Source organism: Stenotrophomonas sp. Steno-C17, assembly GCF_056393165.1.
On sequence record NZ_JBWJPD010000016.1, the window covers coordinates 50,453 to 75,127 of the forward strand.

Annotated in this window: 15 protein-coding genes; 9 read left to right on the forward strand and 6 right to left on the reverse strand. The window is 63.8% G+C overall.

Annotated features, from left to right (window positions below):
- Positions 1-173: 173 nt before the first annotated feature.
- The 4 genes from AC06FA_RS14665 (at position 174) to AC06FA_RS14680 (ending at position 7,497) form a co-directional block, all read left to right on the forward strand.
- Entirely contained in the window at positions 174-644 is a 471-nt protein-coding gene (locus AC06FA_RS14665) for an NIF family HAD-type phosphatase (protein WP_478068951.1), read from the forward strand.
- A 2,025-nt stretch (positions 645-2,669) separates the two neighbouring features.
- Positions 2,670-5,300, forward strand: a complete 2,631-nt coding sequence (locus AC06FA_RS14670; RefSeq protein WP_478068952.1) for a Mu transposase C-terminal domain-containing protein — start codon at positions 2,670-2,672, stop codon at positions 5,298-5,300.
- Between the two features lie 11 nt (positions 5,301-5,311).
- Positions 5,312-6,391 carry an AAA family ATPase gene (locus AC06FA_RS14675; protein ID WP_478068953.1) on the forward strand — a complete coding sequence of 360 codons (1,080 nt, stop codon included), beginning with the start codon at positions 5,312-5,314 and terminating at the stop codon, positions 6,389-6,391.
- A complete protein-coding gene (locus AC06FA_RS14680) occupies positions 6,388-7,497 on the forward strand; it encodes a TniQ family protein (RefSeq protein ID WP_478068954.1) in 1,110 nt (369 codons plus the stop codon). The genes AC06FA_RS14675 and AC06FA_RS14680 overlap by 4 nt, the downstream gene beginning before the upstream one ends.
- A gap of 812 nt (positions 7,498-8,309) precedes the next feature.
- Here AC06FA_RS14680 and AC06FA_RS14685 read toward each other — a convergent pair.
- Positions 8,310-8,723: a DUF7684 family protein gene (locus AC06FA_RS14685; protein WP_478068955.1), complete on the reverse strand. Its 414-nt coding sequence runs from the start codon at positions 8,721-8,723 to the stop codon at positions 8,310-8,312.
- A gap of 479 nt (positions 8,724-9,202) precedes the next feature.
- Complete coding sequence (locus AC06FA_RS14690; protein WP_478068956.1) at positions 9,203-10,309, reverse strand: SDR family oxidoreductase; 1,107 nt, start codon at positions 10,307-10,309, stop codon at positions 9,203-9,205.
- Between the two features lie 197 nt (positions 10,310-10,506).
- On the opposite strand from AC06FA_RS14690, the gene AC06FA_RS14695 reads away from it, so the two are divergent.
- A complete protein-coding gene (locus tag AC06FA_RS14695) occupies positions 10,507-10,851 on the forward strand; it encodes a putative periplasmic lipoprotein (RefSeq protein ID WP_108747990.1) in 345 nt (114 codons plus the stop codon).
- Positions 10,852-10,886: 35 nt separating this feature from the next.
- On the opposite strand, the gene AC06FA_RS14700 is transcribed toward AC06FA_RS14695, so the two are convergent.
- From AC06FA_RS14700 to AC06FA_RS14710, 3 genes are all read right to left on the reverse strand, one after another.
- Entirely contained in the window at positions 10,887-11,369 is a 483-nt protein-coding gene (locus tag AC06FA_RS14700) for a hypothetical protein (RefSeq protein ID WP_478068957.1), read from the reverse strand.
- 318 nt (positions 11,370-11,687) lie between these two features.
- Positions 11,688-13,115: an XVIPCD domain-containing protein gene (locus AC06FA_RS14705; protein WP_478068958.1), complete on the reverse strand. Its 1,428-nt coding sequence runs from the start codon at positions 13,113-13,115 to the stop codon at positions 11,688-11,690.
- 123 nt (positions 13,116-13,238) lie between these two features.
- Positions 13,239-14,303 carry a DNA topoisomerase IB gene (locus tag AC06FA_RS14710; RefSeq protein ID WP_478068986.1) on the reverse strand — a complete coding sequence of 355 codons (1,065 nt, stop codon included), beginning with the start codon at positions 14,301-14,303 and terminating at the stop codon, positions 13,239-13,241.
- A gap of 118 nt (positions 14,304-14,421) precedes the next feature.
- Here AC06FA_RS14710 and AC06FA_RS14715 point away from each other — a divergent pair, with 118 nt between their 5' ends.
- The 3 genes from AC06FA_RS14715 to AC06FA_RS14725 all read left to right on the forward strand — a co-directional run bounded on the left by AC06FA_RS14715 (position 14,422) and on the right by AC06FA_RS14725 (position 20,922).
- On the forward strand, positions 14,422-14,811 hold the full coding sequence (locus tag AC06FA_RS14715) for an I78 family peptidase inhibitor (RefSeq protein ID WP_108751744.1): 390 nt from the start codon (positions 14,422-14,424) through the stop codon (positions 14,809-14,811).
- Between the two features lie 172 nt (positions 14,812-14,983).
- Entirely contained in the window at positions 14,984-19,438 is a 4,455-nt protein-coding gene (gene gltB, locus AC06FA_RS14720; RefSeq protein ID WP_478068959.1) for a glutamate synthase large subunit, read from the forward strand.
- Between the two features lie 38 nt (positions 19,439-19,476).
- Positions 19,477-20,922, forward strand: a complete 1,446-nt coding sequence (locus AC06FA_RS14725) for an FAD-dependent oxidoreductase (RefSeq protein WP_478068960.1) — start codon at positions 19,477-19,479, stop codon at positions 20,920-20,922.
- Here AC06FA_RS14725 and AC06FA_RS14730 read toward each other — a convergent pair.
- Positions 20,908-23,367, reverse strand: coding sequence for a response regulator (locus tag AC06FA_RS14730; protein ID WP_478068961.1), 2,460 nt, complete (start codon positions 23,365-23,367; stop codon positions 20,908-20,910). The genes AC06FA_RS14725 and AC06FA_RS14730 overlap by 15 nt on opposite strands.
- Positions 23,368-23,532: 165 nt before the next feature.
- Here AC06FA_RS14730 and AC06FA_RS14735 point away from each other — a divergent pair, with 165 nt between their 5' ends.
- The gene (locus AC06FA_RS14735) at positions 23,533-24,402 is read left to right on the forward strand and encodes a methylglyoxal synthase (RefSeq protein ID WP_478068962.1); all 870 of its coding nucleotides are present in this window, start codon (positions 23,533-23,535) and stop codon (positions 24,400-24,402) included.
- The last annotated feature ends 273 nt before the right edge of the window (positions 24,403-24,675 follow it).

A 24,675-nucleotide genomic window follows, 5' to 3' on the forward strand; every position in this document is an offset into this window, starting at 1 on the left:
TCGTCGGCCAAGAAATCTGGCGCAACAGCCCCTACCAATGCCCTCACCCGTCGTGGGTAGGGGCTTCCAGGCGCCTTACGTTCTTGGCGCGGACGTACCAGTAGGCTCACGCGGTAGACAGGTGCCCAGCAGCGGTGCAAGGTATGGACTCCGAGTGAAAGCGGAGGCCACGTATGAAGCCCACCATCCTGGCATTGGACCTGGAAGGGACGCTCATCTCCAATGCAATCAGTCAGATTCCGAGGCCTGGTCTGCATGCGTTCTTGAACGCTGTTCGGTCTCACTTTGATCACCTTGTGTTCTTCACCACGGTACCCGAAGCCAGGGTTAGAAGCATTGCCAAACTGTTGGTATACGAAGCCACGGCTCCAGAGTGGTTTGCCGACCTCGTCTATGTATCTTGGTCAGGCCACACCAAGGACCTCTCCTTCGTTTCGCCTCGTCTGGGTGAGGCATTGCTGCTTGACGATCACGGTCCGTATGTGAAGCCGGGGCAGGAGCATCTTTGGGTTGAGATCTCTCTGTTCGGGTCCCCCTACTCGTCGAAGGACGATGGGTTGAGCGTTGCGTACCGGCAGTTGGTTGAACGCGTTGCGGTTCTCAGTGGAAGTGGCTGTTCGCCAATTGCTATTGATCCTAGGTAGCCATGCGCTTGCTGGTCCTCTCGGATCTGCATAGCGAGGTTTGGCACAATGCCAATGCCTCCGCCAAGGCTGGACTGGAGACGATGCAGCCGATCTCCGCGTATCGCAGCCTGACATCATTGTGCTCGCGGGCGACATAGAGGTCGGCGTTCGCGCAGTGGCATGGGCACATGAGGCGTTCTCAGGCCTACCGGTCATCTATGTTCCAGGAAACCACGAGGGATATGGCCACAACCTCGATTCGCTGAAGAGGGAATTGGGAGCTGGATGTGTAGCTACCGGACATATCGACTACCTGGAGAGGCCTGAGTTGATTCTTGAAGGTGTTAGATTTTTCGGCGCGACACCGTGGACAGACTGCCAGCCTCTGGGATCTGATCACTATCAGGCATCCATGGCGGAGGCTAGCACCAGGCTCAGTGACTACAGAAGAATCAGGCTGGCCAAGCGCGGCTACCGTCGCATACGGCCAATGGATACAGTGTAGTGGCACAGCAAGATCGACGGTGGCCTGAGCAAAGATTGACTGAGCTCTTCCGGGGCCACACCGTTGTCGTGACGCTCATGGCGGCATGCCGCAGGTCCATCACAGAGCGCTAGCGAGATCAGCACCTGTCGGCGGCATTTACCTCCAATTTAGATGCGTTGATTGAAAAGTCAGATCTTTGGATCCCCGGCCCTGCCCATGATTCGATGGACTACCCGCTAAGTTAATAAAATAAATAGTTTGCAGCCCATTATGCAACCCAATCGCCGAGCCAATTGTGAAACGATGTTGGGGGAACCCACACTACGAACAAATTTCGTAGCCGTGCTTTAGATGTGATAGCCGGCTCATTTCTGCCAGATCTGCATCAACCTAATTGTCTATCCGGATTAATCATGAATCCCGTATCGGGCAAGGCAGTTCGCGATGGCACGCACGGCAACTCCTTAAGCATCTAGACCTAATAGTCAATATAAGGCCAGTCATTCCGGATGCTTGATCATTATCGACCCCCTAGTAAGCTCGACGTGATTGGCACTGCCTGATAATAATCACAACGGCTCAGAAGTTTTCGACGCATCTAATAATTGCATCCCTACACTGCCGGCTGGCTCGCTGCCGGCGGGCTCATCCGCACCACCACGGAGGGCGGCTTGACAGATCTCCGTCCGTGACACCAGGCGCGCTGATGAGACAGGAAGCACGATCGTCCGCATGCGGACGCGATCAAGCGATCTATCATAAATTATAGGAAACTTGCCGCAATTGAGGCACACATCGCTTGGGTTGAGTTGCTTCCATGCACATGCTTCCTACACGGCAGTCTGGACTAGCTTGCGCAATTCAATGGCAGTAGATTTAAGTTCATTCACTTGGCGCCATCTCCGCGCCAATCGTGAATCGCGAGAGAAAATCGTGCAAATCCTTTGGCATCAAGGCTTCTCGAAAGTTTGTCGCTCAATCGCCACGTTCGCGCATCAATAGCATTGGCGAGGGGTGTTTGCGTATCAGAAGAAATGGTTTAGCGTTTCGGGGATGAATCCCCTTGCCATCCAGCACCATGTCCTTCAGTCCCGTTCGCCAAGCGAACTCACTGAGCGGATCACGAATGAGCACGGCTTGTTCGTTCCGATCACGGAAGCATGGCAGGTCATGGGCTTTCGAACCTACGGGGCAGCTCGTAGAGCCGCTGCCAATGACCGACTGGGCGTTCCAGCTGTGTTGCTTCCAGGAAGACGCACTCGCGTCATTCGATCGGGTGACCTGGCCGATTGGTTGTTTGAGCAGTACAAGCGCCCAGATAACCTGAACGCAAAAGCAAACGATAAGGAGCAAGCGCACTAAGTTGCCAGCCCATAAAACGAGGCCCGTGCTTGCGGAAGCACGGGCCTCGGGAACCGCTAGGGTATGTCTGATTTGAACGCCAGACGTCCCTACGATACCACCTCGTGGGGCCCCGTCAAAGCGGGGAGGCCTATCTTTTTGCCCAAATTATGGCCAGATTGCCAAATTCGGTGCAGCCGCCGGATTCATCAGGCGTGGAACATGCTGCCAAAGTTATCTGCGCGGACGATCTTAAGTCGTGCGCGGAGGCTTCCTGGTCTGCGGGCTGCCGCCCCCGGACGAAAAGCGACCTTGCAAACTTCCTTAGTTTGGAAGACACGGTCGCACACCTTCGTTCCTTAGGGTTACCGGAGGAAGGCATCTGCTATGTCATTCAAGCGCTCAATAGTCCTCCCGCCAGAAAGGTTGGCGGTGCACATCAGCGGAGCCGCGTTGGAGAGATTCAGAGCTTCGTGCAGAGTGGCTTTCGGGTAGATCCCAGGGCGGCGACGATACAGTTTGAGTCGAGCTCTGAGCACGATTTCGCTATATGCGTAAGCGCTCACCCGTCCACGCTGTTTCTGATCGACCAGCCTACCACGGTCTTCGCGCCGTGGCGGAACCCGGCTGGCCGCCTCCACAGCTATCAACACACGCCTGACTACCTCGTCATCCATCGCGACAAAGTAGTTGTGTATGAAGTGAAGCCACTAGAAGCGCTGACTGCCTTACAGAAGGAAAGTCCTCACCTCTGGGCATATGAGAGTGGTCAATTTACGTATAAGCCGCCCCACAAGTACTTTGGTGAGCTTGGCATTGTTCACCAGGTTGTGCCGGCAGAGACTATCTCGTGGATCTATTCGGAGAATCTAAGGCTACTTGCAAGCCAAGAAATATCCAATTCGGAGCGCGACGAAGGGACGCTCTCCGCAATTAAGAAATTTGTCGCCAAGAAGCAACCGACAAGCTTGGCAACAATTGTCGACAAGCTGCACTTGGAAACTGGAACTGAGATTCTCCGAGCGATCTGCGATGGCCATGTATTCGTCGATCTCCAGCGTTGCAGCCTGTGGGACCCCGAGAACACGTGCATTTGCATCACACCGGCCGACGCCTGCAATGTAGGAAGGGCTGTTGAAGCGTTGGCAGCCGCAGCAGTTCGCGGCGCCGATGTTTCGTGGGTCACCTGCGATCCAAAGCATCTACCACTCGTCGGCATCCGCTACGCGATCGCGACGGGGATGGATCCTGCGGAGTTCAGCGGCGTCAGCAAGTTCGGAAAGCGTACCGAACAGCGGATTAAGAAGCTCTACATGACGCACGGCATTCGTGGCCTGTACCCAAATTGGGATAAGTGCGGCAGGAAGCCGACTTTCACTAGCGATGACATCGAGTTTGCAGGTGCGAGGATCAGGACTGATCGAGGTAGCCCACACCATGACTCTGTTCAGCAGTCCTATGCCAGTTACAAGCTCGATGTCGCCCAAGCCGTGAGTGATGGGCGTGCGCTCAAGCTTGTTGGCCTCTCTACCTATTACGGACTCTGGAACAGTCGACGCCACAACGCAAAGGACGCCTATGGGATCGGTGGCAAGCGCAGGGCAAACGCAGACTCTGCCTATGGTGATCCGTCAGTCCAGAAGCCGCTGTGTACCCTCCCATTCCAGGTGTCACACAGCGACCATTGCCATCTGCCGGTACTTTGTGAGGAGTCTGAGCGTTCCCCTCAACTCAGTAGTTTTGTGTGCCACAAACACAAAGAGATACTCGCGGCCGTCATCAGATTCGAGTCTCCTAGCGCGGCGACACTCGGTCTTCTGATGCGTCAGTGTGTTCGGAAGCATGGGTATCTCAGTCGCTACATCTACCACGACTGCGGCTCTGACTTCTTGAGCAAGCAATTCTGCATCGCGGCAGCGGAACTCGGAGTGTCCTTGATCAGGCGCCCGCCTGCAAAAGCTAAAGCGGGAAGTGAGATCGAGCGCTATCACTGGACCATTCAGGAGACTGCGGTAAAGGGTGCTGCCGGCTACATTCCAGCCGTCAAGACCATGCGCGGCACCTCCGCAAGTCATCAACCTAAGAACCTCCCTAAGCGCAAGCTCCGTGATCTGATGATTGATCTCAACATTGCAATGGCCGGGATCAATGATGGCTCAGCCTATGGAGATGAAGGAGTTGACCGGATTGCCCTGCGGCTGCGCTCGGAAGAGCTCTTCGGTGCTCAAGGCGTTCCTTGTGATCTCGACTTCAGGTTCTACGTCTACACGTCGCCCTTCATGAAGCAGATTAAGGGCAAGACGGAGACCAGAGGCGCTATCCGTTGGGAAGATCGGCGGTACTACTCTCCTGTATTGATCGGGAAGTCGATAAAGGTTAGCGCGCTGCACCCTCGACTTGACCCGGAGTCCGGTGGATCGGTGATGTACTTCTTTTTGGACGGCCAGTGGCACACGGCAATCTGTCGTGAGGGCCTTGCCTCTGCGGGTAGAAGTGTCGAGTCCATCTTGATGGAAGCTGCGCACGACCACGAAGCCAGGGGCACGACAGCCAGTCTATTGCCGCTGCACGAAGCAATCGAGATTTCACGTCGCGCAAGGCGAGCCACCGACGAAGCATCGTCCATTGCCGCATCCAGTCAGACTCAACCAAGGCCTGTGCTCGCTGGTGAATATCAGGCAGAACTCGCGATGTCGACGGAAGAAGGTGGTCGGAACAGCGATTCTGAGCAGGTGGACCCAAGCGCGCCGCATGATGACACAGCTGCGGGACCTCCGGAGGGAAGTATCAGTACTGACTGGGAAGACGTTAGTGAACTTGATATCTATGAAGGCGGTGCCCAGTGATTGCGTGTCCCATGACCAGATTTGTCTCCGAGCTTGAGAATATGGCTCCGGCTTTCACGGTCGCCCCTATCATGCATCAGAACTTTTCAATCCTTTGGCGATATCTGAAGGCCTTTACCGGGCTCAGCAACGGCGGCGACATCATTCTGATAGTAGGACCTTCCAACAACGGCAAGTCTCAGCTACTGGGGCTTCTCGCACGGCATCTTAGGGATACGCTCTACACACACGTAGAGATAGGCCATATCCCCATCATTGGCGCAAGGGCAAACCCCTCGCAGGATTCCCGAATGACGCCGAAGCAGTTGATCCGTGCGCTTCTTGAAGATGGAGGACACCCGCTGTTCGACCCTGCGCGCATAGAGCGAGCAGGCTTCTACCCCACGCCAAGGAGCCACAGTGAGGACGTTTTACTTGGGAATTTGACAGAGCTCGTGTCCCGCCGAGGGGTTCGGTACGTCTTGATTGATGAAGGCCAGGCTATCACTCGCACCAAAGACCCAAAGTTCGCCGCAACACTGATGGAGTCTCTCAAGAATTTGGCAGGGCCTGACAGGAACCTTGTAGTGTGCGGAGGCTATGACCTACTTGAGCCTGCACTTTCTATACGTTCGCACTTGGCCATGCGAACAGTCGTGCTCCACTTGGCTCCGTATGATCTGACGACAGGTTTAGGCGAGTGGGAGCGAATTCTCAAGACGATGTCAAAGAGCCCCAAACTGTTCGGCTTGGGAAAGATCCTTATCGATTCGGCGAGCATGCTGATTGAGGAGTCGAACGGATGCGTTGGTGTTCTTGAACGCAGGCTCAAAGACTGTTTGTCCTGGTGTGCAGCTCACGGAATTCCGTTTGATAAGACGTCTCTCGCTGAGCGCCGTCCCACCAAGCTGCAGTGGGAGGTGCAGCGAAAGGACATCGCAGATGGGATGGATCGGCTTCAGCAGGTGGAATGGAAAGCAGATGCAGAGGGCGAGCTTACGTTAATTGGCGCTCCTGGCAAGATGCCACCCAAGTCCACGAAGGCGCCACCTAAGCCCAAGAAGGGGAGGCCATTCCAGCGCAATCCTGATCGCTACCCTAGCGCGCAATGACTACTTTTCTTCTGAAATTAGATCCGATCGGGCTCGGAACAGATGAGGTTGAGTCCCTGTCTTCGTTTCAATCACGTTTAGCCGCAAGTAACGGCCTAACACCCCGTCAGCTGTTAGGGATTGTCAGACGGGTACGCGCGCACGATGAAGCTGCCGAGCCCGCGCGTGCCCGCTGTGCACCTCGACCGCCATCTGACGTACGCTCGGAGCTCGATCTTCTCGCGGAGCTAAGCGGTAGTCCTGGCTTGACTCGTCTGACATTTCTTCCGCTATCATCTGATGGATGTAGTCCTCGCAACACGTCACTGAGAACTGCACGAGCATGGTGCGAGCAGTGCTTTGTCGAGGACCGCAAAAATATGCGCCCGGCGTTCGACCGCTTGATATGGACATCGCGATTTATGATCCGATGCCCCTTTCACAAAGTCCTGCTCAGGACGACCTGCCCACGGTGCACTCAATCTCAGATTGTTTACTCGAGAGGTCACGGCTGCAATAAGGGACAACTGGATCAATGCATTCGTTGCAAAGCTAGCCTGATTGGCCCTGATCGACTGGTTCGCCCTGAGTTCAGGCCTTTTTTTGGCGAAGCTGAAGTGCAAGAGATAGTTGGTGCGATCTCGGCTGGCGATCTTACGCGAACCAATGCGAGTTGCCTGGCAGAGTTCTACGGGGCGTTGGATCACGAGGACTGGCCAGAAGAAGGAGCTTACTTGGAGTTAGCACCAACAATTCCCCACTGGAATATTCCGACGATAGCCAACATCGTAGGTACTGCTTGTAAATATCAGGTTTCCGCAGTCTCTCTGATCCGTACACCCAGGTTGGCCGCGGTGCAGGCAAGTCGATTTGCCTTCGAATCACAGTTCGTGCCGGGCCGAGCGCGCATTAAAGCAGAGGGTCTACTGCTCCAGTCGATCCGGACAACGCTGGAGTCCGGGCTACTTGCGCCTCCTGATCACCCTATACCTACGCTTGCCCAAGTCGGCGCGATGTTCTACATGAGAGATCTAGGTTTTTCGCAATTGTTTCCGGATCTCACAGATGAGTATATTAAGCGAACGCGCAGGCAGGCGGCTCGAATTCTGATGGATCAGCCGGATTAGCGAGATGAACCGCGCGCTACTGAGCCCTGTCGCTCAGGGCGTTTTGACTAGTGCGCTCATAAGCGGTGAGCGTCATTTCATCGTTGCAGACAAGATGTTCTGTCTTGGGCTTCCTTATAGAAGTGCTCGCTTGATCGCCCATGAGATCTTTGACTTTGGTATTGCTGTTGTGGACTGGGGTGTAAAGGGGTATCGAATAGAGCTAGACGAACCCCTGATCGCCTGGTCGTTGATTCAGGCACTCTGCAGAAGCCCGGTGACTAGCGTGGTTCGGACACCACGATGGGACCCAGTTCCTGAGCCCGTAAGGCTATCTGGGGCCTCAGCTCTAGCGTTAGTCGCCGGGCTAGCTCCGCCAGCCACACGGCGGCTGGCCGTCTTTCACGAAGACGCGGGGGACATCATTGCGTGTCAGCTTCAACCCGGCCAAGGCACTGTAGGAATTGATGAAATCGAGCTCTGGCGCGTGCCGCCTGCAGCTCTCGCTGGCCCCAGCTGCCATGTCGACCTCTTCTCACTTTTTCTCGCATGCCGAGAGCAGAGCGAGCGGCACGTGGTCCTGTTCCTTCAGAAGGCAATACTGGACCTGTGGACCTCGCCCCGCTTTTGAAGAGCTAAGACTGTGGCCCTACAGCCGAGGGCCTCATATAACGTTAATAGAATCAATTACTTGGACTATGAGGGTGCCGCCGGCGGGGGGGGGGCGACAAACTTTGTTGGAAATCAGCGTCAATCTTTAATGGACTGCACAGGGGTCAGATCCCTTTCGCAAGCGAAAGGGCTCTGACCCCGTGCCTCAACGTTCCCATTCGCTAGCCGCGCGGCCCGCCCATCACCGGCAGGACCGCCAGTATTCGCTGCGGGTCGGCAATCTCCGCCACATGCAGCAGCAACGTATGCCGCAGCTCGAGCGCGGGGTGCTGGGCGATGGCACAGAACGCGAACACCTCCGCCAACGTCTCGTGTTCATGCCAGGTGGTAATCACGAAGCCGGCGTCCGGGTCATCCAGTGACGCCAGATCCATGGCATCGTCCCAACGGCTGCACTCCGTGCCCCAGGCCATCATGTAACGGCATCCGCTGCGCACCAACCACTGGCTCAGCAGCGCCCGCCAGTTCGCATCCACAGCGGATTCGACGGCGACAATGGCGCGCAGCGGCCTGCGGTCCCGTTCGGGAGGTTCGGCGCCCGGCCGCAGCCACAGGTATTCGACGGTGCCGTCCATATGGACCCGATTCTTCGTGCGAGTGCCCAGAGGATAGCCGCACCCAGCCGCTATCCAGGTCGTGTACGGTACTCAACCATCAGGTATCCGTCGATTCCGAACTCAAGGTTGTCATGTTGCGATCAGCAAAGGCACAAAGGGCGATGCCTACCGGACGGTTCACCATTCGGGACTACCGGGAGTTCTACGACGTCCCCAGATTGATGTTGGCCATTGACGAAGCAGGCGATAACTGGATATTCGACTGTGCGTTTGATGACACCACTGATGAATATGGAACCCACTACGAAGTTCATGGCGTGGACCCAGGCGAGCGGGATACGACGGCCCTTTCCTTGCATATGGCGAGAGATGATCGGTCAAGCGTTGGCAGCGTCCTGGTTTCCGCTCTTCACTTCGACGACTCCCGCAGAATGACGTTCTGCATGGAAGCGTAGCTGTGGGTAGCGGCGGCGCGAGGTAAATGCGTCCTTGCCCAGTCACCCCCGCGGCCCACCCATCACCGGCAGGATTACCCCGCTGATGTAGCTGGCGCAGGCCGGCGACGCCAGAAACACATACGCAGGCGACAGCTCCTCCGGCTGCGCGGGGCGGCCCATATCACTGTCCTTGCCGAATTCGGCCACGTCCTGCGCCTGCTTGTCGGCGGGGTTCAGCGGCGTCCACACCGGCCCCGGCGCCACGCAGTTCACCCGGATGCCGCGCGGAAGCAGTTGGCTGGCCAGTGCCTTGGTGAAGGCATGGATCGCCCCCTTGGTGGCCGAATAGTCGATCAAGGCCTTGCTGCCGAAGATGCCCGTTTCCGAGCCGGTGTTGATGATGCTGGCGCCTTCGCCCAGATGCGGCAGCACCGCGCGCGCCATCTGGATGTAACCGCCAATATTGGTCTGCAGCGTTTCCTGCAGGTGGGCGTCTTCCAGATCTTCCAGACGCTGGCAATGCAGCTGGAACGCGGCATTGTTGACCAAGATATCGATGCCGCCAAAGGCCTTGGCCACCTGCTTCACTGCTTTGTTGCAGAAGCGCGGATCGCGCACGTCGCCGGCGATCACCACACAGCGACCGCCTTCGCGTTCCACATGCTGGCGGGTGATGTCCGCATCCTCGGCCTCGTCCAGATGCAGCACCGCCACATCGGCGCCCTCGCGGGCGAACAGCACCGCCACCGCGCGACCGATGCCGGAATCACCACCGGTGATGATCGCGCGCACGCCCTGCAGTTTGCCGCTGCCCACGTAGTCGGGGGCGAGGAAGCGCGGCGCCAGTTCCAGCGCGTGTTCGAGGCCGGGCTTGGGCAGATGCTGGGCGGGCATGGTTTCCGGCTGCCGGCGCGCGCCGGCCTGGGTGGCGGTCTTCTTCGCCGCCTTCTTGGTGGCGCGCGCATCCTTGGCCTTCTCCTGGTCCTGCAGCCGCCGCTGCCGCGACGCCACGCGTGCCGCGCGCGGGTCGCTGCCCGCCGCCTTGCGGGTGGCGGTCTTCACCACGCGCGGGCGATCGCTGTCGGCAACCGGCTTCGTCGCGGTGCTGCCTTTGCGCACCTTGGGCGATGCCTTGCGGCGGGCGGGCAATGTCTTGGTCGTGGCCATGCAGGTCTCCTCGGGAGGGTAAGGGGCCGCCAGCCAAAGGCCGGCGCTACCGGGGGCGGCGGGCGCCGCTCGTGCAGTGTCCCTTTCGGGGCGGTTGGCCGCAGTGAGCGCGTTGTATCCATCGCGTGCACGGCTTCATTCCGCCACCACGCGTGTCGTCGCACCCTGCAGCAACGACACACATCAGGAACGTCCCCATGAAGCACGCCATTGCCACCGCCGCCGTCTGCTTCGCCCTGGCCGCCTGCAGCAGCAGCCCGGTGGCCCAGATCCAGCCCATCGACGGCGTGATTTCCGGTCAGTGCCACACCGACATGGTGCGCGGCGCGGTCGGGCTGGCCGCCTCCGACATGACCGTCGAACGCGCCCGCGTGGACAGCGACAGCCTGAACGTGCAGGTCACCCGTGGCAGCCGCGAGCACAGCGGCAACACGGCCAGCGGCAACGCCGATCCCGCGGCGGGCGCGGCAAGCGAAGGCGGTGATCGCCTGACCATCGAGACCGGGCGCACCAACAACATCACCGCCATCTACTGCGGCTGACAGCCGTCGAAAAAGCCCGACGCTTCGGAGTACCTCTACGGCCCCTTTACGAAGGGGTCATGGCTGCAGGGAATGGTCGGGTAGCGGCGGCATGGCCACATCGCAGTCGGGATCGTCCAGTGGAACGTGAAGCGATCCCCTTCCCATACCAGGAAGCCGCCATGCACGAAATTGCCACGGTCAATCGTGCGGGCGTCTTCTTCAATGGGGCGATCAGGGTCCGGTTCGGCAATCCAGCGCAGCACTGGAACGGTGCCCAGCTGCTCGATCAGGGCGAACATCTCGCTCACCCCTGCCTTGGCGTACGTGGCCATCGCGGCGGCGTCGGGAAATGCGCTCTGTGCCAGAACCGCTGCAGTCACGTCCTGCGGCGCGGCGCCGCCCTTGGCGATGTAGGCGCGCATGCCGACCGTGGAGGCAGGACAGCCTTTGAGTTGCAGCAGGTAGCCGGTGCTGTCGCTACTGCCAGAGAATGATCGGAGCCAGTAGTGGAAAGCCGATCCGCTGATGTCGGTCACCATCACATCCTGACGCCCACCCGCACCGGGTACATGGAGCACCCGCGCCTTGGCCGTGTCGTCCAGACGGCACCCGAGCCCTGTCAGCACCTGCTTGGCGTGTGCCGGCAACGGGCCGTAACTCCCCCCGGAACCCGAGCTGCCGCTTGCGCCGGGCAACGCCGGTAAACCGTGATCAATCTCCCCTGCCGTCGATGCAGCTTCCCCGACGGGCGAGTGATGTGACGCCAACGGGCGCTCGCTGGCAGCGGCGCAGCCGCTGCAAGCCATCAGCATGAGCACGACAGGCGATGGGATCAAGTGGCGACATTGCATGGCTCAGCGTCCTCCCATTGCTGGAGCGTCCTGTTGCTGCGCAGGCGCATTTCTGGATTGTGCCTGTTCCTGTTGTTCCTGCGATTGGCGCTGGAGTTGCCGAAGACTGGCCTCTACACCGGTTTCCATAACCTCCGCCGCGTTCACGCCAACCCGGTGCGCCGCCGGATCAGTCAGGCTGCCCTGCACCAGGAACAAGGTCTCGCCGGCCGCCCGCACACCGGTCGCGTTGCTTGCCACCACCTGATCCACTCGCGTCAAGCCCGCAGCCTTCGCTTCATGCAGCATGACCAGACTGTACGCTTCCGCGTGCTCGGAGTAACGGCCGCCCATTGCACGCAAGCCCTGGCTGATCTGCTGCTGAAGCGCATGGTCACGATGCGAGGGCAGGCGAGGATCATCCGTTGCCGTATCAGGAGCATCCTGGCCGCTGAGCTCGCGAACCTGGCCCGGCGCAACCGAGGTCAGTACGTACTGCCAGTTTCTCTGTCCCGGCCCACCACGCACGACATCAACGAAATCGTCGTATCTCCCGCCACCGATGGTCTGGCAACCCGCCGAATCGGTGTTCCTTGAACTTCCACGATGAATCTTGAAGGTATCGTTGAGGTCCTGTACCCCGTGGGTATCGCGTGCATCGAACCAACCATCCCCGTTGCTGTCGCGCTCAACCCGCCCCGTGCCGGCGGCGACCGCCGCCGGGGTGGGGCGCAGTGCAAATTCAGCAGGGTGGCCTTGGCGCGGATGGGTGGTGGCGCGCATCTCTGTGGTCCCCTCGGCCAGGCGGCCGAGATCCTTCACCCTGTCGCCGTTGACGTCTTCACCCTCAATCTTGGTTCGCCGAAGCACGTCCTCGAATCCCGGGCTGCGTGGCACCGTCGCAGCATGGCCATCGTACTGGGCTGTAGGCTCGGTGGTGGCGTCGTGGAACTCACGGGCATGTCGGACGCCTTCGGCATCCTTCCAAAGTACGACGATGCGGTCGTTGTAATCACCTCGGCCGCGTTCAGCGGTAGTGCGACCTTCGTTACGCAACCCCAGAATGACCCGGTCCTGTGTGTCCATCGCGTCTTGCGCGGCTGCATTCCCGCGTACGGCGACAATACTGCCGTAGACATCATATTGCTGTGCCTCGCTCAGTGCTTCCGTTTCCGCCTCCGCTGGCATCCGCGGCGGCCGCGCCGCCTCACGCAGTCGATCCAGCATCGGGCTGACAATAGCCCTGTCCCCGGCGGCAACACCCCCAGCGGCCTGCAGCGCTTCCAGCTCCGCCGCCCCGCGAACCGACACGTACCGGTCCAGTGACTCCTGGATGACCGCAGCCTGGCCCTCACGCAGCACCTCCAGCTGCTCGGCGGCAGCGCGTGCCTGGTTCTGCTGCAGCAATCGCACGACATCGTCGGCTGCAGCGCTGATATCCATCTCGGGCATGTCCGTGTCCTTGTGGTCCGTCAGGGCCCCAGCGTATCCAGCGCCCGCAGGCCCATCCTTGAACTACCGCACACTCCGCCCTCGGAGAATTCCGAATTGAACAGCCGTCGCGCACGCTCGACGCTACGGGGCCGCCGCCCCACCCCGCTTGGCCAACCGCCGCGCGCGGCGCAGCACCTTCAGCGTGGCCTGCTCCCACTGCCGCGGGCCGCGCAGGCCCGCCAGCGAGGCCAGCTCGCCGCGCTCCCAACCGGCAAACACGCACGGGTCGATGTAGGCCTTGCGGCACACCGCCGGCGTGTTGCCCAGCCGGGCCGCCACCTGGCACACCACCTCGCGCTGCGCCTTGGCCAGCGCACGCTGGCTGGCCGGTTCGGGCAGCTCGGTAGCGGCGAACGCCTGCACCGCCGCCAGGGTGCCGCCCCAGGTGCGGAAATCCTTGGCAGTGAAGTCTTCGCCCATCACGTCGCGCAGGTAGTCGTTCACGGCGCCGGAATCCACCGGCTGCAACGCGCCGTCGTCGTCGCGGTACTGGAACAGTGCCTGCCCGGGCAGCTGCTGGATGCCGCGCACCAGCGTGCCCAGACGGCGGTCGCCCACCACCACCTCGTGCAACTGCCCGGATTTACCCCGGAAGCGCATGCGTACGCGGCCACCGCGCAGCAGGTCCAGGTGCCGGTTGCGCAACGTGGTCAGCCCGTAGGATTTGTTTTCCTGCGCATAGCTTTCGTTGCCCACCCGCACCAGGGTGTCGGCCAGCAGCGCCACCACCACCGCCAGCACCTTGTCGCGCGGGAACCCGGGATGCTTCAGGTCGCGCGCCAGGCGCCGGCGCAGCGCAGGCAGCGCTTCACCGAAGGCGATCACCCGGTCGAACTTGCCGGCATCGCGCACGGCGGCCCAGTCGGCGTGGTAGCGGTACTGCTTGCGCCCGCGCGCATCGCGGCCGGTAGCCTGCAGGTGGCCATTGGCGTGGGCGCAGATCCACACGGCGGTATAGGCCGGCGGAATGGCCAGCGCGCGGATGCGCTGCAGGGTGGCGGCATCGCGCAGCGCGTGGCCGTCGGCATCGCAGTAACTGAAACCCTTGCCTGCGCGGCGCCGGCTGATGCCGGGCTGGGTGTCATCGACATAGCGCAGGCCGGCGGCGCGTGCGGCCTGGCGTTCGGGGGTGGCGGTGGTGGGCATGGCGGGCAGCATGGCCAGCGCCGTGCAGCCGACGCGTCAATAACGCAAGACAAACACGTGAGGGTGGGTTCGCGGCTATGCTCGGGGCATACCCTTCCATCCCTTTCTGGAGTCCTTGATGTCGTTCCCGATCCGCGCCCGATCCCTGTCCGCCCTGCTGCTGCCGGCCGTGCTGGCCCTGACCGCCTGCCAGGCGCCGTCGATGGACGAGCAGGATGCGGCGACCGCCCATGCCCAACAGGCTGCCGAAGCAGCCAAGGCCCCGGCCGATGAAGCCGGCAAGGCCACCGAAGCACCGCCGGCCGGCACCTGCGATGCCAGCCAGGTGCAGAGCCTGGTCGGCCAGGCCTACACCGATGCGGTGGGCAAGCAGGCCCAGGAAGATGCCGGCGCCAGCCAGGTGCGCGTGCTCAAGCCCAACGACGTGGCCACCATGGAATTCCTGGGTGATCGCCTGAATGTGGAAGTGGACGCCAAGGACGTGGTGAGCGGCGTTCGCTGCGGCTAAAAAACCCCTGCGCTGGCAGGCACTTGCCAGCGTTTTGGTTGCACGCGCAACCGTGTGTTGCGGCGTTGCAGCAACTGTGATCTAGTCGAGGCATCCGGTGGCCTCACGATGCGCTCCAGGGAATGAGCGGGCACGAGTGTCCCCGCTCATTTCATTTCGCATCGAGGTAGAGATGGCCCCCCGCAACCGCCAAGGGCTTTACGACCCGCGCTCCGAGCGCGATGCCTGTGGATTCGGCATGGTCGCCCAGCTCGACGACCAGCCTTCGCGTCTGCTGGTCGACACCGCCATTGCCGCGCTCTCGCGCATGACCCACCGCGGCGGTGTCGCCGCCGATGGCCTGACCGGCGACGGCTGCGGCCTGCTGCTGCGCCGCCCCGATGCCTTCCTGAAACTGCTGGCCAGCGAGGCCGGGATCACCGTCGGCGCGCTCTTCACCGCCGGCCTGGTGTTCCTGCCGCACGATGAGGCGGCCGCCCAGGCCTGCCGCGCGCAGCTGCAGCAGCAGATCGAGGCGGTGGGCTGCAAGGTCGCCGGCTGGCGCCTGGTGCCGACCGACGACAGCGTGTGCGGCCAGCTGGCCCGCGACACCCTGCCGCGCATCGAACAGGTGTTCGTCGATGCCGGCGTCGGCCAGGACGATGCCGGCTTCGCGCTGGCCTTGTTCCTGGCCCGCCGCCGCAGCGAACAGCAGCTGCGCGAGCACGCCGATTTCTACGTCACCACGCTCACCCCGAACGCGATCAGCTACAAGGGCATGGTGCTGCCGGACAAGCTCAGCCGCTTCTACACCGACCTGCAGCGGCGCGAACTGGCGTCCAGCGCGATCGTGTTCCACCAGCGCTTTTCCACCAACACGCTGCCGTGCTGGCCGCTGGCCCACCCGTTCCGCATGCTCGCCCACAACGGCGAGATCAACACCATTGAAGGCAACCGGCGTTGGGCGCAGGCGCGCAGCAAGGTGTGGAAGACCCCGCGCTTCGATATCGCCGAGTTCGATCCGGTCATTTCCATGCACGGCTCGGATTCGCAGAGCCTGGACAACATGCTGGAACTGATGGTGTCCGGTGGCATGGAACTGATCCAGGCGCTGCGCATCCTGGTGCCGCCGGCCACCCAGTCGCTGGAATTCAAGGATCCGGACCTGGCCGCGTTCTACGAGTTCTACGGCTTGAACAGCGAGCCGTGGGACGGTCCGGCCGGCATCGTCGCCTGCGACAGCCGCTACGCAGTCTGTACCCTGGACCGCAACGGCCTGCGCCCGGCGCGCTGGATGCTGACCGCCGACCGCCACTTCCTGGTCGCCTCCGAAGCCGGTGTGTGGGAAGTGCCGACCGAGCGCGTGGTACGCAAGGGCAAGCTGGGGCCGGGCGAAATGATCGCCATCGACCTCAAGCGCGGCGACCTGCTCGATTCGGAGGCCATCGACCGCATCAACCGCGGCCGCGCGCCGTACAAGCAGTGGCTGCAGCAGGGCGTGACCTACCTGCAGACCGAGCTGATCGACCCGTCACTGGTGGAAGAACCCTTCGACGAAGGCACGCTGCGCAGCTATCACAAGCTGTATCAGCTCAGCAGCGAAGAAGTGGAGCAGGTGCTGCGGCCGCTGGCCGAGACCGAGCAGGAAGCCACCGGCTCGATGGGCGATGACACGCCGATGGCGGTGCTGAGCCAGCGCAGCCGTCCGCTCTACGACTACTTCCGCCAGGCGTTCGCGCAGGTCACCAACCCGCCCATCGATCCGCTGCGCGAAGACTGCGCGATGTCCCTGTCCACTCAGCTCGGCAAGGAGACCAACATCTTCCATGCCGGCCCGGAGACGGTGAACCACGTCATCCTGAACTCGCCGGTGCTGAGCCAGCGCAAGCTGCGCCAGCTGCTGAAGATGGACCAGTACGTGCAGGCCAACCGCCTGCTGGACCTGTCCTACAGCGAAGACGAAGGCCTGCGCGCAGGCGTGGAGCGCATCTGCGCCGAAGCCGAACAGGCGGCACGCGACGGCATGGTGATGCTGCTGCTGTCCGACCGCTACCCGGTGGCCGGGCGACCGATGGTGCATGCCCTGCTGGCCACCAGCGCGGTGCACCACCACCTGTCCCGCCTGGGCCTGCGCTGCGACGTCAACCTGATCGTGGAGACCGGCACCGCGCGCGACCCGCACCACATGGCCTGCCTGCTCGGCTTCGGTGCCACCGCCGTCTACCCGTACCTGGCCTACCAGACCCTGTTCGACCTGGGCCGGCGCGGTATCCTCAAGCTCAGCAAGGGTGGCGAGCAGTCGCAGATCGGCCGCCGCTACCGCAAGGGCGTCTACAAGGGCCTCTCCAAGATCATTTCGAAGATGGGCATCTGTACCGTGGCCAGCTACCGCGGCGCGCAGCTGTTCGAGATCATCGGCCTGGAACCGGAGGTGGTCGAGCTGTGCTTCCCCGATACGGCTTCGCGCATCGGCGGTGCCGGCTTCGCGCGCCTGGATGCCGATGCGCGCGAGCTGTGCGCACAGGCCTGGGATGCGCAGCAGGGCGTGGATGTCGGCGGCCTGCTGAAGTACGTGCACGGTGGCGAATACCACATGTACAACCCGGACGTGGTGACTACCCTGCAGCGCGCGGCGCGCAGCGGTGACCCGCGTGCCTGGCAGCAGTACTGCGATGCGGTGCATGCACGGCCACCGTCGGCGCTGCGCGACCTGCTGGAACTGGTACCGGCCCCCCTGCCAACACCGCTGGACGAGGTCGCCCCGGCCAGCGAACTGTTCCCTCGCTTCGATACCGCCGCCATCAGCCTGGGGGCGCTCTCGCCCGAAGCACACGAAGCACTGGCTATTGCCATGAACCGCCTGGGCGGCCGCAGCAATTCCGGCGAAGGTGGCGAAGACCCGGCGCGCTACGGCACGCAGCGGCGCAGCAAGATCAAGCAGGTGGCCTCGGGCCGCTTCGGCGTCACCGCCGAATACCTGGTCAATGCCGAGGTGCTGCAGATCAAGGTCGCCCAGGGTGCCAAGCCCGGCGAAGGCGGCCAGCTGCCCGGGCACAAGGTCAATGAACTGATCGCACGGCTGCGCTATGCCAAGCCGGGCATTGGCCTGATCTCGCCGCCCCCGCACCACGACATCTATTCGATCGAAGACCTGGCCCAGCTGATCTACGACCTGAAGCAGGTGAACCCCACCGCGCTGGTGTCGGTGAAGCTGGTCAGCCACGCCGGCGTGGGCACGATTGCCGCTGGCGTGGTCAAGGCCGGTGCCGACCTGATCACCATCTCCGGCCATGACGGCGGCACCGGTGCATCGCCGGTCAGCTCCATCCGCTATGCCGGCGTGCCGTGGGAGCTGGGCGTGGCCGAAGCGCACCAGGCGCTGCTGGCCAACGACCTGCGCGGGCGTACACTGCTGCAGACCGACGGTGGCCTGAAGACCGGCCTGGACGTGGTGAAGGCAGCACTGCTGGGTGCGGACAGCTTCGGCTTCGGCACCGCACCGATGATCGTGCTGGGCTGCAAGTACCTGCGCATCTGCCACCTCAACAACTGCGCCACCGGCGTGGCCACCCAGGACGATCGCCTGCGCGAGAACCACTTCACCGGCCAACCCGAGCGCGTGGAGAACTTCTTCCGCCTGCTGGCCGAGGAAGTTCGTGGCTGGCTGTCCTACCTGGGCGCGCGTTCGCTGGAAGAGATCGTCGGCCGCACCGACCTGCTGCGGCAGATCGAAGCGGCACCGCGCGAGGGCGTGCGCGTGGACCTGTCGCGCCTGCTGGCCGACGCCCGCTACGAGGGCAGCCATTGCGCCGCCCAGCGCCTGTACGAATCGCCGGACAGCCTGGCTACGCAGATGGACGGCCTGCTGGCCCAGGCCATCGAAGAGAAGCGTGGCGGCGAACACCGCTTCCTGATCCACAACACCGACCGCAGCATCGGCACCCGCCTGGCCGGCGCGGTGGCGCGCGTGCACGGCAACCAGGGCATGGCCGAATCGCCGCTGGAACTGCGCTTCCGCGGCAGTGCCGGGCAGAGCTTCGGTGCGTTCAACGTCGGCGGCCTGCATCTGGAAGTGGAAGGCGAAGCCAACGACTACGTCGGCAAGGGCATGGCCGGTGGCCGCCTGGTGGTGCGTCCGCCGCGCGGCGCGCGCTTCGAGGCCCGCAGCACCGCGATCATCGGCAACACCTGCCTGTATGGCGCCACCGGCGGCGAGCTGTTTGCTGCCGGCCGCGCGGGCGAACGCTTCGCGGTGCGCAATTCCGGCGCGCTGGCGGTGGTGGAAGGTGCCGGTGACCACTGCTGCGAATACATGACCGACGGCGTGGTGCTGGTGCTGGGCAAGGTCGGCCTGAACTTCGGCGCCGGCTTCACCGGCGGCCTGGCCTACGTGCTGGACGTGGACCGCGATTTCGTCGACCGCTACAACCACGAGCTGATCGACATCCACCGCGTATCCGCCGAGGGCTTCGAGAACTACCGCCAGCACCTGCACCGCCTGATCGGCCGCCACCGCGAGCTGACCGGCAGCATCTGGGCGCAGCAGATCCTGGACGAGTTCCGCGATTACATCGGCAAGTTCTGGCTGGTCAAACCCAAGGCCGCCAGCATCGAGTCGCTGACCGAAACCCTGCGCCGCGCCGCCTGAGCGCGCGCACTGCACTGCACTGCACTGCCGAGACGATCATGAGCCGCAAGCACGCTTTCCAGTTCCTCGACCTGCCCCGCACCATGCCGCAGCGCATTCCGGTGGAGCTGCGCACCTCCGGCGACTGGGGTGAGCTGTACGGAAAATTCGGCAAGGAAGACGCCCAGTACCAGGCCGGCCGCTGCCTGGACTGCGGCAACCCGTACTGCAGCTGGAAGTGCCCGGTGCACAACGCCATTCCGCAGTGGCTGCAGCTGGTGCAGGAAAACCGCATCCACGAAGCGGCCACGCTGTGCCACAGCACCAACCCGCTGCCGGAAGTGTGCGGCCGGGTGTGCCCGCAGGACCGCCTGTGCGAAGGCAGCTGCACGCTGGAAGAGTTCGGTGCGGTCACCATCGGCGCGGTCGAGAAATACATTGTCGATACCGCGCTGGCCACCGGCTGGCGCCCCGATCTGGAAGCGGTGCAGCCCACCGGCCACAGCGTGGCGGTGATCGGTGCCGGCCCGGCCGGCCTGGCCTGCGCCGACCGCCTGGCGCGCGCCGGCATTGCCGCGGTGGTCTATGACCGCTACGAGCAGATCGGTGGCCTGCTGCAGTTCGGCATTCCCAGCTTCAAGCTGGACAAGGACGTGATCCATCGCCGCCGCGAAGTGCTGGAGGGCATGGGCGTGCAGTTCCGGCTGGGCGTGGAGATCGGGCGCGACATCAGCGTGCAGCAGCTGCTGGACACCCATGACGCGGTGTTCGTCGGCACCGGCGCGTACCGCTACACCGACGGCGGCCTGGTCGGCCAGGACCTGAAGGGCGTGCTGCCGGCGCTGCCGTTCCTGGTGCAGAACAGCCGCATTGTCAGCGGCGACGATCCGAAGGGTCGGCCGATTGCCGGCTGGGAAGACACCATCGCCCTGCCCGATCTGAATGGCAAGCGCGTGGTGGTGCTGGGCGGCGGTGATACCGGCATGGACTGCGTGCGCAGCGCCGTGCGCCTGGGCGCAGCCAAAGTCACCTGCGCCTACCGCCGCGACGAGGCCAACATGCCCGGCAGCGCGCGCGAAGTGGCCAATGCGCGCGAGGAAGGCGTGCGCTTCCTGTTCAACCGCCAGCCGCTGTCGATCGAAGCCGGTGCCGATGATGAAGTGATCGGCGTGACCGTGGTCGAGACCCGCCTGGGCGAACCCGATGCCAATGGCCGCCAGAACGCGGTGCCGATCGAGGGCAGTGAATCGCTGCTGGAAGCCGATGTGGTCATCATCGCCTTCGGCTTCTCGCCCACCCTGCCGTCGTGGCTGGCCGAGCACGGCGTGGAAAGCCAGGGCAATGGCCGCATCGTGGCCGGGGGCAAGCAGCGCCTGCCGTACCAGACCGCACATCCGCGGCTGTTCGCCGGCGGCGACGCGGTGCGCGGTGCCGACCTGGTGGTAACGGCCGTGGCCGAAGGCCGCGACGCCGCTGCCAGCATCGCCCGGCTACTGGCCAGCTGAGACCGTCCCCACTGGATGTAGCAGCGGGGCCAGCAGTTCAGCCACCGCCGCGTGCAGGTCGTGGCCCGTTACCGGCTTGGCCAGAAAACGGTTGATGCCGGCGTCCTGGCAGGCCTGCCGCGTGCTGTCCAGCACGCTGGCGCTGAGCGCGATGATCGGCACCCGTGCCGCCGCGGGGCGCGGGTCGGCACGGATCGCCCGGGCCAGCGCGATGCCGTCCATGCCCGGCATCTGGCAGTCGGTCACCACCAACGCAAAGGACTGCGTCTGCCAGGCCTTCCACGCCTGCCCACCGTCGGCGACCGCCAGCACCCGCAACCCATGCGCGCGCAGCCGGTTCACCAGCAGCTGGCGGTTGGTGGGGTGGTCCTCGGCCACCAGTACATCCACGCGCGGCAGCGCACGCTGCGGCATCGTCAGCGAAGCGGCCGGCAGTGCCGCCGGGGGGGTACAGGCCGGCAGCCACAGATCCAGCCAAAGGGTGGTGCCCTGCCCCAGCGTGCTGCGCAACTGCAGCTGGCTGCCCATCGAGGCGGCAAGATCGCAGCAGATCGCCAGCCCCAGCCCGCTGCCGCCAAAGCGCCGCGTGGTCGACGCTTCAGCCTGGGTGTAGGCGCTGAACACCGCCCGTTGCCGTGCCGGGCTGATGCCCACGCCGGTATCGATCACCTGCATCCGCACGTGCTGGCCTGCCTGCGCAAGCGCTGACGCCTGCGGCAACACCTGCACGCGCAGTTCCACGCCGCCGTGCAGGGTGAACTTCAGTGCGTTGCCGACCAGGTTCATCAGGATCTGCCGCAGGCGCAGCGCATCCACCCACGAACCGGCCTGCAGCAGCGAGTCCATCTCGCAGCGCAGGTACAGCCCTTTGCTGGCCGCCAGCGGCGCCAGCAGCCGCTGCACGCCGTGCAGCAGTGCGCGCAGGTCGGTGGGCTGCGGCGCCAGCGCCGCCTGCGGCTGCAGGCGTTGGCTGTGCAGCACGTCGTCCAGGATCTGCCGCAGCATCGTGGCGGCCTCGTCCAGGCTGCACAGCGACTGCTGCTGGCGGCCGTCCAGGGCCGTGCGTCCCAGTTCGTCCAGCAAGCCCAGCAGGGTGCTCATCGGCGTGCGGATCTGGTGGCTCATGGTGGCCAGGAAGTGGGTCTTGGCCAACGCGGCCTGCTCGGCCTCCTGACGGGCCTCTTCAAGCGCCCGTGCGCGCTCGTGGGCGTCGGTCACGTCCATCCAGTAGCCGCTCCATTCCATGCCGCCGGGATCGTCGCGGCTGGCCGCCATGGGCTGCGCACGCGAGCGCACCCAGCGCCAGCCACGGCGGCCGCGGCTGCGGAAGCTGACATCGATCGGCCCACGCGCCAGTGCGGCAGCGTCCACGTGGGCGAGCACGTGTGCGCGGTCGTCGGGGTGAACGGCCGCCATCAGCTGCGCGTGATCGATGCGCGCGGTGTCCACACTGACCCCGAACAACGCATGCACGTCACCGGCGATGTGCGGCACGCTGTAGATGCCGCCACTGCTGCGCCGGGCACGGAACACCACCGCAGGCAGACTGGCAGTCACATCCAGCAGGCGCTGTTCCAGCCGCTGCCGTTGCAGCCCTTCGCGGTGCAGGCGCCAGAACCCGTAGGCATGCACCAACCCCAGGGCCAGCGCCGCCAGCAGCGTCGGCACCAGCCAGCGCAGCGCCCGCTGCGGCGGGGGCCGCGCTTCGGCCAGCAACGGCGTCCAGCGCGCCAGCGCCTCGGCCTGCGCGGCAGGCGACAGTTGCGGCAACAGCGGTGCATGGCGGGCCAGCCGCGCTGCGCATTCGGGCACCGTGGCCATGACCAGCGCATCACTGAAGCCGGCCGGCGCGGCCACCCGCAGCACGTCTCCGTAGAACTGCAGTGCAGCGCTGGCTTCGGCTAGGTTCACCACCACCGCATCCACCCGCCCTTCCACCAGCAGATCGAAGGCCTTGTCCACCGGCGCGGGCGGCAGCAGCAGGGCGTCCGGGGCTTCTTCGCGCAGATGCCGGGCCAGCGGCTGCCGTTCGGGGCTGGCGACCGTGGCGCCCTGCAGATCGCCCAACCCCAGGACCGGACGCGCGCCGCGCTGGCGCACGATCACCTGTGGCACCTGCAGGTAGCTGTGGCTGCTGACCCAGCCGGCCGGCACCTGCGCACGCGGCCAACCGAGGATGGCCTGGGTACCGGCGGGCAGCTGCCCCGCGGACAGCGCGACGGCCGGCACCGGCCTGGCGTGCACGCTGGGATCGTGCTGCTGCAGGGCCTGCAGATACGTGGCCAGCACGCCGGCGGGCTGGCCCTGATGCACCAGCGAAAGGGGCGGGCGATCGGCCGGATAGGCCACTGACCATGGCCCCTGGCACGCGTCCGTGGCATGGGCGGGGGGCATCGCGGCCAGCATGGCCAGCAGGCCCCGGGCGGCACGGCCGGCAACGATCACGTTGGCATCCTCTCTGGCGCGGGCAAGCAGGCAGCGAAACCGCTCGGTGCCCTGCCGTCACGCTAGCGACTCGGGTCGGCACGACAATGAGGAAACTTGCAAAAGCCGCTCTAGCGCGCCGCTCACGACATACACTGCCGCTTCTACCCGCTACCGGAACCCACGATGCGCATCGGCCTGGCCGCCAACCGTCTGCACCACCATGATCCGCGTGCAGCGCTGTTCCGCTGGTTGCGCGCCAGCGAAGCAGGGCTGCGCGAGCTTGGCGTGTCGCTGCATGCGGTGGGCCGTACCCACGACGCCATTGAGCGCCATGGCTTCCTGGCCGGTTACAGCGGGCTGCGGCGCTACCCTTATGGTCGCCAGGGCGGTCTGATGAAGCTGGTGGCCGAAGTGGTGGGGATGGGCGGTGAGCGCGTGCTGGATGGCGCCATCTACCTGATCGATCCGGTCGACCCGTCGTCGGTGTTTCCCGAAGCCACCGCGCTCAAGCGCCAGTGCGTGATCCACGGCAAGCCGTTCATTTCCACGGTGGCCACCGCGCGCGACTGGGTGGAAGTGGAGCGTGTGCACGCCGGGCTGGCCGCCGATGCCGGCGCCGATGATCTGCATGCCTTCGGCCAGCAGACGCTGGCGCTGATTGCCCACGATGCAATGAAGCCGGCCATGCTGGCTTTCGCCGATGCGCACTTCGATGTGCTGGCCCGGTTCGGCGAGCGGGTCGCCACCGGCACCACCGGCCAGCGCTTGAACGAACTGGCGTGGAGCCGCGGCTGGCCGGCCGATACGCCGTGGGTGACCCGTTACCAGAGCGGCCCGATGGGCGGTGACGCGCAGATTGCCGACCGCGTGCTGGAGGGCCTGTGCCAGCGCGCGATCTTCTTCGAGGATCCGCATGTGGCGCGCCAGCACGAAGCCGACATCCAGCTGCTGGAACGCGCCGTCACCACCGTGACCGACCAGGCAGTGTGCATCACCGCACCGCAGGTGGCCGCCCGTTGGGCGACCGCAGCGGCAAAGCGCGCAGCCCCTTGATGCTGGAACGAAGAGCCGTCGAGCAAGCTCGACGCTACAAGAGCTGGCGCAGCATGGCCTTGAGTCGGCGGCCTTCCAGCTGGAAGTAAACGCAGGTGGCTGCGCATTGGGCGACCGCAGCGGCAAAGCGCACGGCCTCGTAGAGTCGAGCTTGCTCGACTGAGCGCGATGCTGGAACGAAGCGCCGTCGAGCGAGCTCGACGCTACAAGAGCTGGCGCAGCATGGCCTTCAATCGGCGGCCTTCCAGCTGGAAGTAATCGCAGGTGGCCGCC

Excerpts from the sequence above, each read along its gene's own strand:
- AC06FA_RS14695 (WP_108747990.1), top strand. The coding sequence starts at position 10,507 with ATGAAGCACGCCATTGCCACCGCCGCCGTCTGCTTCGCCCTGGCCGCC.
- gltB (WP_478068959.1), top strand. The coding sequence starts at position 14,984 with ATGGCCCCCCGCAACCGCCAAGGGCTTTACGACCCGCGCTCCGAGCGC.
- AC06FA_RS14735 (WP_478068962.1), top strand. The coding sequence starts at position 23,533 with ATGCGCATCGGCCTGGCCGCCAACCGTCTGCACCACCATGATCCGCGT.
- AC06FA_RS14710 (WP_478068986.1), bottom strand. The coding sequence starts at position 14,303 with ATGCCCACCACCGCCACCCCCGAACGCCAGGCCGCACGCGCCGCCGGC.
- AC06FA_RS14725 (WP_478068960.1), top strand. The coding sequence starts at position 19,477 with ATGAGCCGCAAGCACGCTTTCCAGTTCCTCGACCTGCCCCGCACCATG.
- AC06FA_RS14690 (WP_478068956.1), bottom strand. The coding sequence starts at position 10,309 with ATGGCCACGACCAAGACATTGCCCGCCCGCCGCAAGGCATCGCCCAAG.
- AC06FA_RS14715 (WP_108751744.1), top strand. The coding sequence starts at position 14,422 with ATGTCGTTCCCGATCCGCGCCCGATCCCTGTCCGCCCTGCTGCTGCCG.
- AC06FA_RS14685 (WP_478068955.1), bottom strand. The coding sequence starts at position 8,723 with ATGGACGGCACCGTCGAATACCTGTGGCTGCGGCCGGGCGCCGAACCT.
- AC06FA_RS14705 (WP_478068958.1), bottom strand. The coding sequence starts at position 13,115 with ATGCCCGAGATGGATATCAGCGCTGCAGCCGACGATGTCGTGCGATTG.
- AC06FA_RS14665 (WP_478068951.1), top strand. The coding sequence starts at position 174 with ATGAAGCCCACCATCCTGGCATTGGACCTGGAAGGGACGCTCATCTCC.
- AC06FA_RS14675 (WP_478068953.1), top strand. The coding sequence starts at position 5,312 with ATGACCAGATTTGTCTCCGAGCTTGAGAATATGGCTCCGGCTTTCACG.
- AC06FA_RS14680 (WP_478068954.1), top strand. The coding sequence starts at position 6,388 with ATGACTACTTTTCTTCTGAAATTAGATCCGATCGGGCTCGGAACAGAT.